Source organism: Ornithinimicrobium avium (assembly GCF_003351765.1).
GTDB lineage: Bacteria > Actinomycetota > Actinomycetes > Actinomycetales > Dermatophilaceae > Ornithinicoccus > Ornithinicoccus avius.
In genome coordinates this window covers 3,141,007-3,156,295 of sequence record NZ_CP031229.1, presented here as the reverse complement: position 1 = coordinate 3,156,295, position 15,289 = coordinate 3,141,007, and the positions used below count along the sequence as shown (strand labels likewise).

Here is a 15,289-nt window from a genome sequence, read left to right as displayed (position 1 = left end):
CCGCGGATTCGTCGCGGCTCGGACACGGGACCTCGGGCGCCACGGTAGCCCATCGGTCCAGCGACTACGCTGCATCCCTATGACGGTCCCCTCTGGAGCAGGTATGCGGTCACGCCCCCGGGTGCCCGCGCGCGCGCTCGGCGCGCTCGCCCTGGCGGGGACCCTGGCGCTGACGGGGTGCACCGGTGAGGACGAGCCGTCCGGCACCGACGCCGGGACCGCCGTGGTCGACGGCACGGACGGTGCAGGGGGCACCGCCGGCGCCGACGGCGGGCAGCAGAGCGCTGGCCCGGTGGCGCCGCCCACCGGGCCGAGCGACATCCAGCCGGTCGACGGGGAGCGCTCGGCCAGCGGCGACGGCAGCATCACGGTCGACGCCGACCACGCCGGCTTCGTGCTGCCGTCGGGCAGCATCGCCTGCTCGGTCACGAGGGAGTCGGCCGTGTGCCAGGTCGACGACGGCCCCGCCGTCAAGCCCGAGCACCTGGCCCAGGAGAACCTGCCCGGCTGCGAGGCGGGCGAGGCCAACGCGATCCGGCTCGTCGCGGGCCGTGGGGCGTGGACCTGCGTGGCCGACGCGCTCGTCGACCAGGCCACCGTCGGCACCGGCGGCTGGTGGGTCGAGGACGTCGGCGGCACCACGACCGACCAGGACGGCAAGACGCTGGCGGTCCTGCCCTACGGGTCCTCGCTCACCCTCGGCTCGGTCACCTGCTCCTCGGCCGAGTCCGGGGTGACCTGCGCCAACGACGCGCAGGGCGAGCAGTTCCAGGTCTCGAGCGGCGGCTACAGCTACAACTGAGCGGAGCAGGTGGGCTCCCCCGCGCTCAGCGCAGCAGCCCGTCCTTGACGAGGTCGCGCAGCACCGGCAGGACCGCCTCCCGCACCTGGTCCACCGCCACCTCGGTGAGCACCGCCAGTCCCGCGCAGAGCTGACCTGCGCTGAGCTCCCCGTCGCAGGCGCCGACGAACCCGGCGCCCAGGGTGTCGAGCCGGACGACCCGGCGCAGGCCGCCGCCCTGCCGCAGCTGGATCACCTGGGGGTCCGGCGCGCCGGGCCGGCCGACCCGCTCCTCGGTGATGTCGTCGGCGACCTGCCAGGGCACGTCGAGCAGCTCGTCGTCGGTGTGCTCGGCGAGCCAGGTGCGGGCGTGCAGGCCGTGCAGCACCGCCGGTCCCATCGGCGAGGCGACGGGGGTGCGCACGTCGACGAGGTCGCGCCACGGGTCGCGCTCCGTCGCGGGACGCTGGAGGGTCACCACCCCGAAGCCGACCCGCTCGACCCCGCGGGCGGCGAAGTCGGCCAGCCAGGCGGCATACAGCTCCTCGAAGGCCGGTGACCCCGGCCGGTGACCGCCGTCCCGGACCCAGGTCCCGGCATACTCGCTGACGTCCTGCTCCTCGCGCTGGACGACCCACGCGTCCAGCCCGTTCCCCTCCAGCCAGCCGCCGACGCGGTCGCGCCAGTCCTCGTCCTCGGCCAGCTCCCAGTTGGCGAGCAGCTGGGCGACCCCGCCGGGGCGCAGGTGCGCGCCCAGCTCGCGGACCAGACCGGCGACCAGCGCGTCACCGGTCGCGCCGCCGTCGCGGTAGCCGTAGACCGGGACCCCCGCCACGCGCGGCGTGATGACGAACGGCGGGTTGGACACGACGAGGTCGAAGGTCTCCCCCGCGACCGGCTCGAGCAGGCTGCCTTGGCGGAGGTCGAGCCCGATCCCGTTGAGCGCGGCGGTGAAGCGGGCGAAGGCGAGGGCCCGCGCCGACAGGTCGGTCGCCACCACGGCGCGCGCATGGGTGGACAGGTGCAGCGCCTGCACGCCGCTGCCGGTGCCGAGGTCGAGGCCGCGGTCCACCTCCGGACGCGGCGTCCAGGAGCTGAGGGTGGTCGAGGCGCCGCCGACGCCGAGGACGTGCTCGGTCGGCAGCGGACCGCCGGTCGCCGCCTCGCCGAGGTCGGAGACGAGCCACCAGGTATGCCGTTCGTCGCCGTAGGGGCGCAGGTCGCAGGTGGCGAGCAGGCCGCCGCGCACTTCGTCCCCGACGCCGGCGCGGCGGGCCAGGCCGAGGTCGAGCAGGCCGGAGGGCCCGGTGCGGGGCAGAGCCGCTGCGAGCCGGGGGGCGCCGACCGGGAGGCCGAGCACGAAGAGCCGGACCAGGGCGGCGGCCGGCTCGTCGCTGTCGCGGGTGGCCAGGTCTGCGGGCAGCAGCTGCTCGCGGTGCAGCGCCGCGGCCGCCCGCTCGCCCAGCACCTCGCCGGTCCCCTCGAGCGTGTAGGCGGCCTCCGTCAGGTCCTCGCGCAGCGCGTCGAGGAGGGCGGGCACCACGACGGGCGTGGGTGGCACGGGGCCGGACCGGCCCGGCCGGCCCGGTGCCGGCGGGGACTGGGGAGGGGAGGAGGAGGCCACGCGACCAGCGTGTCACGGGCGGGCGCGCGGGAACGAACGCAGGGCCCCGCCCCGGTCCTCCCGGTGCGGGGCCCTCCGTGCGGTGGGGAGGTCAGCGGTCGCTGAGGACCTCTGCGCCCTTCGGGGCGCCGCCGATGGCGATGTCCCGCCGCTTGGACACGGTGACCGCGGCCACGATGACCAGGGCCGCGACGATCGCGATGAGCCAGCGCACCATGTCGTTGGCGCCGTCGCCGTAGGTCAGGCCCACGATCGCCGGGGCGATGAGCAGGGCGACCAGGTTCATCACCTTGATCAGCGGGTTGATGGCCGGGCCGGCGGTGTCCTTGAACGGGTCGCCGATCGTGTCGCCGATGACCGTGGCGGCGTGGGCGTCGGAGCCCTTGCCGCCGTGGGCGCCGTCCTCGACGATCTTCTTGGCGTTGTCCCACGAGCCGCCGGAGTTGGCCAGGAAGACGGCCATCAGCACGCCGGTGCCGATCGCGCCGGCGAGGTAGCCGGCCAGGGCGCCCACACCCAGGCCGAAGCCGACCGCGATCGGGGCGAAGACGGCCAGCAGACCGGGGGTGGCCAGCTCGCGCAGCGAGTCCTTGGTGCAGATGTCCACCACGCGGGCGTAGTCGGGCTTCTCGGTGTAGTCCATGATCCCCGGCCTCTCGCGGAACTGGCGGCGCACCTCGAAGACGATGGCGCCCGCCGCGCGGGTCACCGCGTTGATGGCCAGCCCGGAGAAGAGGAAGACGACCGCGCCGCCGATCAGCACGCCGACGAGGGCGCGCGGGTCGAAGACGAGGAAGGACTGCAGCAGGTCGCCGTTCTCGCCGAGGGCGGTGCCGATCGTCTGCTGGATGGCGTCGAAGTAGGAGCCGAACAGAGCGGTCGCGGCCAGCACCGCCGTCGCGATCGCGATGCCCTTGGTGATGGCCTTGGTGGTGTTGCCGACCGCGTCCAGCTCGGTGAGGATCTGAGCGCCCTCGCCGTCGACGTCACCGGACATCTCGGCGATGCCCTGGGCGTTGTCGGAGACCGGGCCGAAGGTGTCCATCGCGACGATGACGCCGACCGTGGTCAGCAGGCCGCAGCCGGCCAGCGCCACGAAGAACAGCGACAGGATCAGCGAGCCACCGCCCAGGGTGAAGAGGAGGAAGACCGCCGCGGCGATGGTGACGGCGGTGTAGACCGCCGACTCCAGGCCCAGGCCGATGCCGGAGAGGACGACGGTCGCCGGGCCGGTCAGCGAGGTCCGGGCGACGTCCTTGGTCGGCTTGCTCTCGGTCCCGGTGAAGTGGCCGGTCAGCCACAGGATGAAGGCGGCCAGCACGATACCGACGACCACGGCGGCGGCCGAGCGCACGGCCGGGTTCAGGTCGACCACGACCGGGTCGCCCAGGATGGAGATCTGGTCGCGCAGGCCGTCGGCGCTCCTGGGCAGGAAGACCAGGGCGGCGACCACGGAGGCGACCGCGGCCACACCGGCGGAGAGGTAGAAGCCGCGGTTGATCGCGGACAGCCCGCTCTCGTCCGCGCGGGCCTTGGTGATGAAGACGCCGAGGATGGCGGTCAGGGCGCCGATCGCCGGGATGATCAGCGGGAAGGTCAGGCCGCCGTTGGCGCCCAGGGCCGCGGTGCCCAGGATGAGCGCGGCGACGAGCGTCACGGCGTAGGACTCGAAGAGGTCGGCAGCCATGCCGGCGCAGTCGCCGACGTTGTCGCCCACGTTGTCGGCGATGGTCGCCGCGTTGCGCGGGTCGTCCTCGGGGATGCCCGCCTCGACCTTGCCGACGAGGTCGGCGCCCACGTCGGCCGCCTTGGTGAAGATGCCGCCGCCCACCCGCATGAACATCGCCAGCAGGGCGGCGCCGAAGCCGAAGCCCTCGAGCACCTTGGGCGCGTCGCCCTGGTAGACGAGCACCACGAGCGCGGCGCCGAGCAGGCCGAGGCCGACGGTGGCCATCCCGACCGTGCCGCCGGTGCGGAAGGCGATCCTCATGCCTGCGTCGCGGTCCCCGTGCCGGGCCGCCTCGGCCACGCGCATGTTGGCGGCGGTGGCCAGGTTCATGCCCAGGTAGCCGATGCTGGCCGAGAAGGCGGCACCGAACAGGAAGGCCACCGAGCGTCCGACCCGGATCGTCATGTCGTCGGCGGGCAGGACGAGCAGCAGCAGGAAGGCGACCACGGCGAAGACGCCGAGCGTCTTGAACTGTCGGCCGAGGTAGGCCGAGGCCCCCTCCTGGACCGCCGCGCCGATCTCCTGCATGCTCTGCGTGCCCGTCGAGGTCACCAGGACCTGCCTGCGGAAGACGAAGCCCATCGCGAGGGCGAGGACCGAGATGGCGAGCACCACGACGACGATCGAGGTGTCCGCGGTGCTGAGCGAGATGTCGCTCGCGGCACGGACTGGTGTCATGAACAGCCTCCTGAGCTGGCCCGCGGCCTTGCGGGCAGACGACGTGCGGGACGGTGGTCCCGCTTCGGGTTGTGGTCACGGTCGTGACACGGCGCCGCGGTGCGGTCGGCCGCCGTCATGGTATGCGGTCGCGCCCCGTGCGGTCCCCGCGGGTCGTCGCGCGGGTGTGTCAGCGGCCCGGCGTAGCGTGGCGGGGACATGAGCGAGGATCTTGGGCACGACGACGGGTTCGACCCGTTGGCCGCCCTGTCGCACCTGACCCGCGGCCCGCGCGCCGGGCGGCTGGTGCACGTCCGGACGGTGCCGGCACGCGCGGGTCGCACGGTGCCCTGGCCGGACTGGGTCGCACCCGAGGTGACCGCCGCGCTGCACGGCGAGGGCATCACCGAGCTCTGGGAGCACCAGGAGAAGGTCGCCGAGCTGGCCCGATCGGGGCAGCACGTCGTGGTGGCCACCGGCACCGCCTCGGGCAAGTCGCTGGGCTTCCTGCTGCCGGTGCTCACCGCGGTGTGCGAGGGCGCGGCGGCCGCCAGCGGGCGGGGCGCGACCGCCCTCTACCTGAGCCCCACGAAGGCGCTGGGCGCCGACCAGGCGGCGCGGCTGCATACCCTCGCCGTCCCGGGGGTGCGCGCGGCGACCCTCGACGGCGACACCCCGACCGAGGAGCGGCGGTGGATCCGGGACCACGCGCACTACGTGCTGACCAATCCCGACCTGCTCCACCACACCCTGCTGCCGGGGCACGAGCGCTGGCGCAGCTTCCTGCGGGGCCTGCGCTACGTCGTCGTGGACGAGTGCCACGTCTACCGCGGCGTGTTCGGCGCGCACGTCTCGGCGGTGCTGCGGCGGCTGCTGCGGGTCGCCGCGCGGTACGGCGCCCACCCGACCGTGGTGCTCGCCTCGGCGACCGTCGCCGAGCCGGAGGTCCTCGCGCGCACCCTGCTGGGGCAGGAGGTCGAGTCCGTCACCCAGGACGCCTCGCCGCGCCGCGAGACGGTCGTGGCGCTGTGGCGGCCGCCGGAGGAGGACGGCAGGCGGCGCGGGACGGTCGCGGAGACCGCCTCGGTCCTGGCCGACCTCGTGGAGACCGGCGTGCAGACCGTGGCGTTCGCCCGCTCGCGCCAGGGGGTCGAGGCGGTGGCCGGGCGGACCCGGGAGGACCTGGACGCTCGCGGTGCGGGGGTGCCCGGGCAGGTGGCGGCCTACCGGGGCGGCTACCTGCCCGAGGAGCGACGGGCGCTGGAGGGGTCGCTGCGGCGCCGGGAGGTCCTCGGCCTGGCCGCGACGACCGCGCTCGAGCTGGGGATCGACGTCGCCGGCCTGGACGCGGTGGTGATGGCGGGCTGGCCGGGGACGCGGGCCTCGTTCTGGCAGCAGGTCGGTCGGGCCGGCCGTCGCGGTGCCCCGTCGCTGGCGGTGCTCGTCGCCGCCGACGACCCGCTGGACGCCTACCTGCTGGCCCACCCCGAGCTCGTCTTCGACGCGCCGCTGGAGGCCTGCGTCCTCGACCCGGAGAACCCCTACGTCCTCGGCCCGCACCTGGCGGCGGCCGCGGCAGAGCTGCCGCTGACCACCGAGGACGAGCAGTGGTTCGGCCCCAGCGTGGCCGCGCTGGCCGAGCAGCTGGTGACCGGTGGCGTCCTGCGCCGTCGCCCGACCGGCTGGTACTGGTCGCGTCCCGACCGACCCTCCGACCACGTCCAGCTGCGCGACGCCGGCCAGCCGGTGCAGATCGTCGAGTCCGGCAGCGGTCGGATCCTGGGCACGGTGGACGAGGAGCGGGCGCTGACCACCGTGCACGCCGGCGCCGTCTACGTGCACCAGGGGCGCGCGCACGTCGTCACCGACCTGGACCTGGAGTCCGGGGTCGCCATGGTGGTCTCCGGCGACCCGGGATGGAGCACGAGGGCGCGCACCGAGAGCACCTTCGCCGTGCGGTCCGTGGAGCAGGAGGAGGTCTGGGGCGCTGCCCGGCTGTGCACCGGTCGCGTCGAGGTGACCTCTCGGGTCACCGCCTTCCAGCGGGTGCTGCCCGACGGGGCGGTCGTGGGCACCCATCCGCTGGAGCTGCCGGAGCGCACGCTGATCACGCAGGCGGTGTGGTGGACGCTGCCGGAGGAGGAGCTGGCGCTGGCCGGCCTGGCGCAGGAGGAGGTGCCGGGCGCGCTGCACGCGGCCGAGCACGCCACGATCGGCATGCTGCCGCTGCTGGCGACCTGCGACCGGTGGGACGTCGGGGGCGTATCGACACCGCTGCACCCGGACACGGGGCGGCCCACGGTCATGGTCTACGACGGGCACCCCGGCGGCGCGGGCTTCGCCCGGCGCGGGTTCGGGGAGGCGGCCGTCTGGCTCGCGGCGACCCGGGACCTGGTGGAGGCCTGCGCCTGCGCGTCGGGCTGCCCGGCCTGCGTGCAGTCGCCCAGGTGCGGCAGCGGCAACGAGCCGCTCGACCGCGGCGGCGCCGTCGCCGTGCTCTCGCACCTGCTCTCGGAGCGATCGGTGCAGGTGCCCGCCTCCGGCTGAGCCGGCCCCGGCGCCGGCCACCACCGGGCGTGGCCTCCTCGTCTCCGTTATTCTCGTCGGGCGTCGGCACCCCGGCGCCATGGAGCACGCCCGGAAAGGTCCGACCATGCTCGTCATCGGCTTCCTGCTCATCCTGCTGGCCGCAGCCGCCATCGCCTACGTCCTGCTGGCCACCGCCGGCGACCCCGCCGTGCAGATCAGCTACGGCGTGCTCAACGTCGAGATCACCCCGCTGTGGCTCTACCTCGCCGGCGTGCTGACCCTGCTGGTCGCCGCCCTCGGCGTGTGGATCGTCGGGGTCGGTGCCCGCACCAAGGCGCGCCGTGGACGCGAGGTCCGCGAGCTGCGCAAGCAGGCCAGGGAGACCGACCGCCGGGCGACGCGCACGGGCGACTCCCAGGTGCCGCCGCGGACCGGCGCCGCAGGCACGACCGGGGCGCGGACGGCGCCCCCGACCGGCCCGCGGCCGACGACGACGACTCCGCCGGCGACCGGCACGGGGCCCAGGACGACGACTCCGCCCCCGGGCACGACCCGCCGGAACCCGCTCGACCCCGACGCCTGACCAGGCGCTCAGCCGCGGGGGGCGGCCATGGCGCAGACCCACCCCTCGGGCATGGTCCCGTCCTCGATGAAGCCGTGGAGCCGCTGCTTGGTCGCGTCGTCGAGCTTGGCGTCGCCCTCGGGGTAGACGATCGGCTCCTCCTTGGCGTTGTGCCTCTCCAGCTGGCCGAGGAGCTCGCGGCAGCGGTCCGTGGCACCGCCCCCGCTCCTCGCCGCCGCCTGCTCGAGCTCGTCCAGCGTCCGCCAGATCTCACCGTGCTCGCGCAGCATGACCAGGACGGGCCCCATCAGTCCGGCCGCACGCAGCGGCGGGAAGAGGAACTCCTCCTCGAGGTAGATGTGCCGGCGCAGCGCCGCAGCCGCGCGGGCGAGCTGCTCGGGCTGGGGCTGTCCCGCCTCCTGCCCCGCGGCGAACGCCTCCAGGCCGGCGTCGATCTCGTGGTGCTCGCGCTCCAGCGCGGCGGTCAGGGTGGGCTCGTCCACCATGGCGGGGCTCCTTTTCTCCAACGTCTGTGATGGATACCTGGAGGCTACGCCCCGCCTCGGGCCGGCGGTGGACCAGTGCCGGAGCCGGCGGTGGACCAGTGCCGGAGCCGGCGGTGGACCGGTCACTCGTCCGTCATGACGCCTCCCGCGACCGCCCGGGCGGTCGCGCTCCAGGAGGTCCCCGGGACGTCCCTGCGCACTTCGACCCGCGCCCGCGGCAACCCAGCCGCGTCGGGCACGACCGTGCACGAGACGAGGACCGCCCCGTGCAACCCGGCGACCGATCCACCGGCCGCGCAGGCCGTGGCGGTCCCCGTACCCTCCAGGGCACGGCCGGCCACGGCGAGCGCCGCCAGGTCGGCCGCCGAGCGTGCGCGCTGCCCGGCCAGCGCGACGGCCGCCACGAGCAGCCCCGCGACCAGCAGGGTGGTCAGGACACCGATCAGCCCGATCGCCAGCACCGTGCCGGACCCTCTGTCCGTCGATCCGACCCGGCTCGGGAGCGGCGACGAGCCCACGGGCGAGGGCCCGCTCACGGCCCGGGAGGCGCTCACGGGCGGGCTCCCGGTTCCCAGAGAGCGGCGGCGGACGCCCGAGCACCGGGCAGTGCGGGCAGCAGGCGGACGCGGCCAGGAGCGCTCACCCGGACGGTCACGGTCTCGGCTTCCGCGTCCACCTCGACCGTCGACCCGGCCGGCGCCCGGCTCGCCACCACCTCCCGGACCAAGGTCACGGCCTCACCGCGGGACGCGGCGCGTGCACCGGCGCGCGCCGCGTCCTCGCACCTGACGAGGTCGACCCCGAGGGTCATCGCCGTGAGGCAGAGCGCGAGCACCAGCACGACGGCGGGGAGCGCCACCGCCAGCTCGGCGGTGGCCAGCCCCCGCTCGCCGCGCCGGCACCCGCGCCCTCTCACAGGGACACCGACAGTGCGGTGGTGATGACCGTCGTGACCAGCCCCTCGACGGCACCGGACTTGATGACCATCAGCAGCAGCGCGGCGAACGCGCACGCGGCGATGGTGCCGACGGCGTACTCCGCCGTGCTCATCCCCGCCTCGCTGTGCCGACGCAGCTGGGCCAGTCCGAGACCGACCCGCCGACGCATGGTGCTCTTCCTCATGGTTCCCCTCCTCGTGCTACGGCACGCCCCCGTGCGGGGCGCACCTCGGGTGCGGGCCGCACCGGGAGCTCGGCCTGTGCCGAGCGCCGGGATCCGCGTCCCGCCCTACCGAGCCTGGGCGCTGGCCCGTGACGGCACCAGCGCGCAGGCGCATCTGTGGAGGAGGCCCGACCCGTGCCAGCCCTTGTGGACAGGCAGCCCCGGCCAGCCTCCGGTGATGGCTGGAGACAAGGTCGTGCTCGAGTCGTCCTACCCGAACGCGTGAGCACCGTCATGCAGGTGCTGCGCCGGCTGGTCCGACAACCTGCCCGCGCACCCAGAGCAAAGGTCAGCGTGCGCGACACGCGGTGTGCGGTGCGGTCCGACCGGATCGACGACCCTGGCGAACGGGAGCGGGCCTGGAGGTCCGTCGAGCAGCAGTGGCTCGGCTAGCGGGCCCACGAGCACGGGTCGGGGCGCGGCGTCGGCTGTTCCGGCGCCGAGCGCCGCCGCGCCGGCGCTGACGGCCGACGGGCCGGCGGGTCACCAGACGAGGTCCCGGGTCAGCGCGAGGACGACGGGCACGACGGTGGTGAGCACGAAGGCCGGCAGATAGGCCAGTCCGAGCGGGAGCACGAGCCGCACCCCCAGCTTGGCTGCGCCCACCTCGACGTCGCCGACCGCCTCCCGGCGCAGGTCCGCCGCCGCGCGGGTCAGGGCTTCGCCGGGAGGCACCCCGGCCCCCTCGGCCAGCCGCAGGCTCCTGACGGCCGGCGCCCACTGCTCCCCAGCGTCCTCCCACGCCTGCTCCACGGGGACACCCTCGCCCAGCCGGGCCGCGACCTCCGCGAGCCGTTCCCCGGTCGCGCCGGGAAGGACCTGGGCCACCCACGCCACAGCGGAGACGAGCGATCCACCACCAGCGAGGGCCAGGGCCACCAGCTCGAGAGCCTCGGCCACGAGCCCTCGTCCGGCTGGGCCGTCACCCTCGGCACGGTGGCCGGCACCGGCAGCCCGACCGGGGCGCCACCTGCCGCGGGCACCCCTCCGCCGGCCGGCGGGGGTCCAGGCCGGGCGCGGCCCTGCCGGCCACAGCAGGACCGCGGCGGCGGCGACCAGAGGAAGCAGCACCAGCACCACCGTCCGGGTGCCCGTCATCAGGTGACACCGACCAGGACACCTCTGACCATGCGGCGGACGGTCGCGTGCCCACCGGCCAGCAGCAGCAGCCCCAGCCCGGCGGAGGCCAGGGCCAGCGCGTCGCCGTAGAGCGCGACGGGACCGATACCCAGCAGCGCGGCCAGCCCGACCCCCGCCAGCGGGAGGAGACCGAGGACGGTCGCGGTGGCCCGCGCTCCGGCGGTGGCGACCTCGACGGCCCGCTCGAGACGGTGACGTTCCCGCGCGGCGTGGGCGCTGGACCGCACAGCGGCCGCGAGCGGCGCCCCGGTGCTCGCCGCGACGGACCAGGCCCTGGCCACCGAGGCGGCCGTCGGGCTGCCGGTGCGGCGGGCCAACCGCGACCATGACGGGGCGAGAGGCTGCCCCTCCCGGGCGGCCCGGGACAGCTCGGACCACGGACCGAGCGATCCGGCAGGTCCCACCGGCTCGAGGACCACGCGCAGCGCGTGCTCGGTGGAGAGGCCGGCCTCCAGCGCGGCGGCGAGGCCGTCGAGGAGCTGCACCTCCTCCGCCTCAGCGGCTCCCCGACGAGGGGACCGGAGCCGCCCCAAGTGGTTCCGGAGCGTGGTGGCACGGCGCCCCACCTCGCGCCTCGTGGACAGCTTCCGACCCCTTCGGAGGGAGGCCCGGCCCCCGGCGTGCCGGCTCGAGCCTCGGGGGGTCGACGGCCAGGCCAGCACCGCCAGAGCGGCCAGCAGCGCCAGCAGGAGCACGACCGGCCCGGTGGGTGTGCAGGTCACGGCTCGTCGCCCGCTCGCCCTGGGAGGAGGAGCCGCTGCTGGAGGACCGCCCAGCCCGGACCCTCGGTCCATGCGCCGGGCCCTCCGGTCAGGGCTGGGAGCGTGCGCAGCCCCTCGCCCGAGCGGTCGAGCACAGCCACCTCGGCGAGCGCGCGTCCGCCGTCCGGGAGCCGGGTCATGTGCAGGACGACCTGGATGGCGCTCGCCAGCTGCACGTGGACCGCCGCAGGCGTCATCGAAGCCAGCGCACCGAGCGCCTCCATGCGGCTGACGAGATCGGTGGCCGCGTTGGCGTGGACGGTGCCGCAGCCTCCCTCGTGACCGGTGTTGAGCGCGGCCAGGAGCTCCCTGACCTCCGCGCCCCTCACCTCGCCGACCACCACTCGGTCCGGACGCATCCGCAGGCACTGGCGCACGAGCGTGGTCAGCGTCACCTCGCCCCGGCCCTCCACGTTGTTGCTCCTGCCCTGCAGGTGGACGACGTGCGGATGGCCGATCTGCAGCTCGCGCACGTCCTCGACGACCGCGATCCGTTCGTCGTGCGGGACGTCGGCCAGCATCGCGGCCAGGACGGTCGTCTTGCCGCACCCGGTCCCGCCGGTGAGGACGAAGGAGGTGCGGGAGCGCACGACCGCCCGGAGCAGGGCGAGAGCACGCCCGTCCAGGGCGCCCCACGCCCGCAGGTCGTCGAGCGAGGGCCCCCTGCGGCGCGGGACGCGGAGGCTCACGTGCGGACCGCCGGCGACCAGTGGCGGCAGGACCGCGTGCAACCGCACGCCGCCGGGCAGGAGCCCGTCGACCCACGGGCTGCTGTCGTCCAGACGCTGCCCGGCGAGGCCGGCCAGGCGCACGGCGAGACGTCGCACGCTGCGCTCGTCGGTCAGACCGGTCTCGACCCGCTCGACCCCGTGGCCGCGGTCGACCCATACCCCGGAGGAACCGTTGACGAGGACGTCGGTGACCTCCTCGTCCCCGACGTGCGGAGCGAGCGGCCCCAGTGCGGCGAGCACGTCGGGGCGGACCTCGCTCACGCTGCGCCCCGGTCCAGCTCGGCCACCCGGGCGAGGACCGTGCACGCCGTCGCCCGAAGGGGTCCCTCCCGGGTGCCGGGCGGTTCCTGCTCGGCGAGCGCCTGCGCGACCGTCGGGTCGTGGGGCAGCCGGTCGAGCAGCGGCAGCCCCACCAGTCCGGCGACGTCGTGGGGATCCAGCCCGAACCCGGGAGCCGGACGGGCCACCAGTCCCAGCCCCGTCGCGAGGAGCTCACGGGCCGCCAGGGCGGCGGAGACCTGGCTGGGCGCGGTCCCGCTCAGCAGGACGAGGTGGTAGCACAGGTCCCACCACGCGGGCGCCTCAGGGTGGTCGGCACGAGGGAGATCCAGGACGGTCGCCCCCTGCCCCCGCGCCAGGCGAGCGACGGCCTCCAGTGCCGCCGGGCCCAGCGGCCGGGCCGGACCGGACGGCGGTGCGGTCACCTCGCCGGTGGCTGGCCGGGCTCTGGGGCCGGGATGGCTGAGCACGCGCAGACCGTCCTGGGCGGGGAGCCGCCCTGCCGGGAGCGCGAGCACCTCACGGTCGTGCATCGGCCAGCGCAGGCCGGGCTCGTGGGACAGACCGGCCAGCTGGTCGAGGCCACCACCGCCGGGCGCGAGGTCGACGAGGAGGGTCGGCGTCCCGACGTCTGCGCAGAGCCTGGCGACGGCGCAGGCGAGGCTGCTGGTACCCAGCCCTCCGGAGGCGCCGAGGAACCCGATGACGGTGGTGTGCGGCTGCATGCGCCCCACCCTGGACGCGCCGGGCACCGAGCACCATCCTTGCGGGCGGTCCTGTGGACGGCGGGGCCGCGATCGCGGTGCTGTGGACAGCGGCCTCGGCGGCGGGGGAGGTGGTCGGGCGGTCGGGCTGTCCGCACAGTCGTCCCGAGGCCGCAGGAGAGAAGGTAGAGGCCGGAGGATTGGGGACGGCCCCGGCGGGGGGGAAGCCGGGGCCGTCGGCGCTCAAGACCAGGGGGGGTTGGTCCCGAACACCCGCGCTACGACTCTTGCGAGGAGCGCTGTACTGACAAGTATGCCCCTCTGCGGTCTCACATGCAAGCCACGCCCCGGACGCGTCCCGGGCGCCCGTCGCTGGGCGGCAGCCACCTGGCGTTCTCCCCGGAAGAGTGGCAGGTCAGCGACCCTCGAGCCGGCCGGCCAGCACCGCGTCGGCGACCCGCGTGCCCTCGGCCGCGGCCCGGGTGACCGACTCGGCGCAGTGCAGCAGCCACAGCCGCACGCCCTCGCGCCCGCCGGAGGCGTAGGCGGTGATCGCCCCCCGATAGTCGGACCCGGCCCGGTCGGCGTGCCCGACCTCCGGCACGGCGACACCTGTGGGGTCAAGACCCCCCACGCGCAGCACGGCGCGCTCCATGGCCCGCGCCACGACGCCGTTGCCCAGCACGAACGGGCGAGCCGTGACCAGCTCGGCATGGACGACCGCCGCGACGAGCAGGACGGGGACCGAGCCGGCAGGGACCGCAGCCACCAGCTCGTGCACGAGCGCCAGCCGCTCGGCGACCTCCTTCGGCCCGGGCGCCTGACCCAGCTCGGTCCACTCGCGGCATTCCTCACCGGCCGCGCGGGGACGACCCACCTGGGCCATCGGCAGCAGCTCACCGGCGGCCGCCGTGTGCAGCGAGGCGAGCACCTGCGCGGGCGCGCGCAGCTGCGCGGCACCCACGTGCTCGGTCGCCGAGGTGGCCCGGACGACACCGGCGAGCACACGCCATACCGGGTCCTCGTCCCGCTCGTCCCAGGGAAGCGCGCCGCGCACGAGGTCGCGCACGAGGTCCGCGCTGCGCTGCGAGCCCGCGGGCTCGGCCCCCTCGAGCATGGCGCTGGCGGCGGCGCCGCGGACCCGCGACTCGGCGGCCGCCTCGGGGATGCGACGGCGCAGGGCCTGGTGCCAGCGCAGCTCGGTGCAGGCCTGTCGGGCCGTCTCGATCCCCTCGGCGACACCAGGCGTCCGGGCGAGGTCGGCCAGGGCGGCGAGTGCGGGCGAGGTCACAGAGGTCACTGTAGGGCCCCGCAACCGGGGTTACCCGCGAGTCTTTAACAAACCGTGACCCAAAACGGTGGATCACCCCTCGTCGCGCTGGCAGAATGGGCCCATCGACGCAGGTGGCCCCTCAGGGTGGCCCCGCCGGCTGTCACGGGACCGGAGCAACGTCGACACGGTGCCCGCCCGGCGCGTTACAGGGGCTGTCGGGCGGGCACCGAGCCGGCCACCGCACGCGCCGAAGGGGCGGCGACGGTCCGTGGCGCCGGGCGTCGATCTGTGCCTCTGCGGCCGGTCGGACCTGCAGCGGGGTGGTCCTCGCGCTAGCATCGCGGCCATGGCAACCCCCGTCGATCCAGGCAAGCAGCCCCACGTGGGGCTGACCGGAGACCGCACCATCGGCCAGCTCGTCAGCGACGTGTCGACGGACATCTCCCAGATCATGCGCGGCGAGATCGAGCTCGCCAAGGCCGAGATCAAGCAGGACGTAGGCCACGCGGGCAAGGGTGCCGGCATGTTCGTCGGCGCCGGCGTCCTCGGGCTCTACGGGCTCGGCCTGCTCCTGCTGGGGCTGGCCGGCGTCATCGCGATCTGGCTCAGCTGGTGGGCCGGGCTGCTCATCGTGGCCGCCGTGCTCTTCGTGGTCGCGGCCATCCTGGCGCTGGTCGGCAAGAAGCAGATCTCCCAGGTCAAGGGCAAGCCGGAGCGGGCGATCAGCCACGCCCAGCAGACCGTCGCCACCCTCAAGCAGGCGCCCGCCCAGCTCAGGGGCGGCTCCTCCGGCCCGACCGCCCCGGCGCTGCCGGAGACCACCACCGTTCCCTGACCGGTCCCGCCCGGGCG

At 75.3% G+C, this 15,289-nt stretch carries 15 protein-coding genes; 4 read left to right on the top strand and 11 right to left on the bottom strand.

Translation table 11 applies throughout. The features are described 5' to 3' along the window. Positions 1 to 79 precede the first annotated feature (79 nt). Entirely contained in the window at positions 80 to 802 is a 723-nt protein-coding gene (locus tag DV701_RS14395; protein ID WP_162803062.1) for a hypothetical protein, read from the top strand. A gap of 25 nt (positions 803 to 827) precedes the next feature. Here the strand turns inward: DV701_RS14395 and DV701_RS14390 are convergent, their stop codons facing one another. Next, complete coding sequence (locus DV701_RS14390) at positions 828 to 2,405, bottom strand: DUF7059 domain-containing protein (protein ID WP_324616592.1); 1,578 nt, start codon at positions 2,403 to 2,405, stop codon at positions 828 to 830. Positions 2,406 to 2,496: 91 nt separating this feature from the next. Next, complete coding sequence (locus DV701_RS14385) at positions 2,497 to 4,812, bottom strand: sodium-translocating pyrophosphatase (protein ID WP_114929230.1); 2,316 nt, start codon at positions 4,810 to 4,812, stop codon at positions 2,497 to 2,499. A 198-nt stretch (positions 4,813 to 5,010) separates the two neighbouring features. Here DV701_RS14385 and DV701_RS14380 point away from each other — a divergent pair, with 198 nt between their 5' ends. Together DV701_RS14380 and DV701_RS14375 are read left to right on the top strand one after the other, a co-directional pair. After that, the gene (locus DV701_RS14380; RefSeq protein ID WP_114929228.1) at positions 5,011 to 7,338 is read left to right on the top strand and encodes a DEAD/DEAH box helicase; all 2,328 of its coding nucleotides are present in this window, start codon (positions 5,011 to 5,013) and stop codon (positions 7,336 to 7,338) included. A 79-nt stretch (positions 7,339 to 7,417) separates the two neighbouring features. After that, positions 7,418 to 7,903, top strand: a complete 486-nt coding sequence (locus DV701_RS14375; protein ID WP_162803061.1) for a LapA family protein — start codon at positions 7,418 to 7,420, stop codon at positions 7,901 to 7,903. Between the two features lie 8 nt (positions 7,904 to 7,911). On the opposite strand, the gene DV701_RS14370 is transcribed toward DV701_RS14375, so the two are convergent. From DV701_RS14370 to DV701_RS14330, 9 genes are all read right to left on the bottom strand, one after another. Beyond that, positions 7,912 to 8,388 (bottom strand): hemerythrin domain-containing protein, encoded by a 477-nt coding sequence (locus DV701_RS14370; protein WP_202863548.1) that lies wholly within the window; start codon positions 8,386 to 8,388, stop codon positions 7,912 to 7,914. Between the two features lie 122 nt (positions 8,389 to 8,510). Further along, positions 8,511 to 8,906, bottom strand: a complete 396-nt coding sequence (locus DV701_RS14365; RefSeq protein WP_228255367.1) for an Rv3654c family TadE-like protein — start codon at positions 8,904 to 8,906, stop codon at positions 8,511 to 8,513. 32 nt (positions 8,907 to 8,938) lie between these two features. After that, entirely contained in the window at positions 8,939 to 9,304 is a 366-nt protein-coding gene (locus tag DV701_RS14360) for a TadE family type IV pilus minor pilin (protein ID WP_228255049.1), read from the bottom strand. Beyond that, on the bottom strand, positions 9,301 to 9,510 hold the full coding sequence (locus DV701_RS14355) for a DUF4244 domain-containing protein (protein ID WP_267874119.1): 210 nt from the start codon (positions 9,508 to 9,510) through the stop codon (positions 9,301 to 9,303). Before DV701_RS14355 ends, DV701_RS14360 begins: the two co-directional genes overlap by 4 nt. 522 nt (positions 9,511 to 10,032) lie before the next feature. Beyond that, entirely contained in the window at positions 10,033 to 10,647 is a 615-nt protein-coding gene (locus DV701_RS14350) for a type II secretion system F family protein (protein ID WP_114929223.1), read from the bottom strand. Then, positions 10,647 to 11,174 (bottom strand): type II secretion system F family protein, encoded by a 528-nt coding sequence (locus tag DV701_RS18325; protein WP_162803060.1) that lies wholly within the window; start codon positions 11,172 to 11,174, stop codon positions 10,647 to 10,649. Before DV701_RS18325 ends, DV701_RS14350 begins: the two co-directional genes overlap by 1 nt. A 233-nt stretch (positions 11,175 to 11,407) precedes the next feature. Then, complete coding sequence (locus DV701_RS14340; protein ID WP_228255048.1) at positions 11,408 to 12,442, bottom strand: TadA family conjugal transfer-associated ATPase; 1,035 nt, start codon at positions 12,440 to 12,442, stop codon at positions 11,408 to 11,410. Then, positions 12,439 to 13,185, bottom strand: a complete 747-nt coding sequence (locus tag DV701_RS14335) for a hypothetical protein (protein WP_162803059.1) — start codon at positions 13,183 to 13,185, stop codon at positions 12,439 to 12,441. Before DV701_RS14335 ends, DV701_RS14340 begins: the two co-directional genes overlap by 4 nt. A gap of 394 nt (positions 13,186 to 13,579) precedes the next feature. Beyond that, positions 13,580 to 14,455: a Fic family protein gene (locus DV701_RS14330; RefSeq protein ID WP_114929215.1), complete on the bottom strand. Its 876-nt coding sequence runs from the start codon at positions 14,453 to 14,455 to the stop codon at positions 13,580 to 13,582. 328 nt (positions 14,456 to 14,783) lie between these two features. On the opposite strand from DV701_RS14330, the gene DV701_RS14325 reads away from it, so the two are divergent. Then, on the top strand, positions 14,784 to 15,272 hold the full coding sequence (locus DV701_RS14325) for a phage holin family protein (RefSeq protein WP_114929213.1): 489 nt from the start codon (positions 14,784 to 14,786) through the stop codon (positions 15,270 to 15,272). Positions 15,273 to 15,289: the final 17 nt, after the last annotated feature.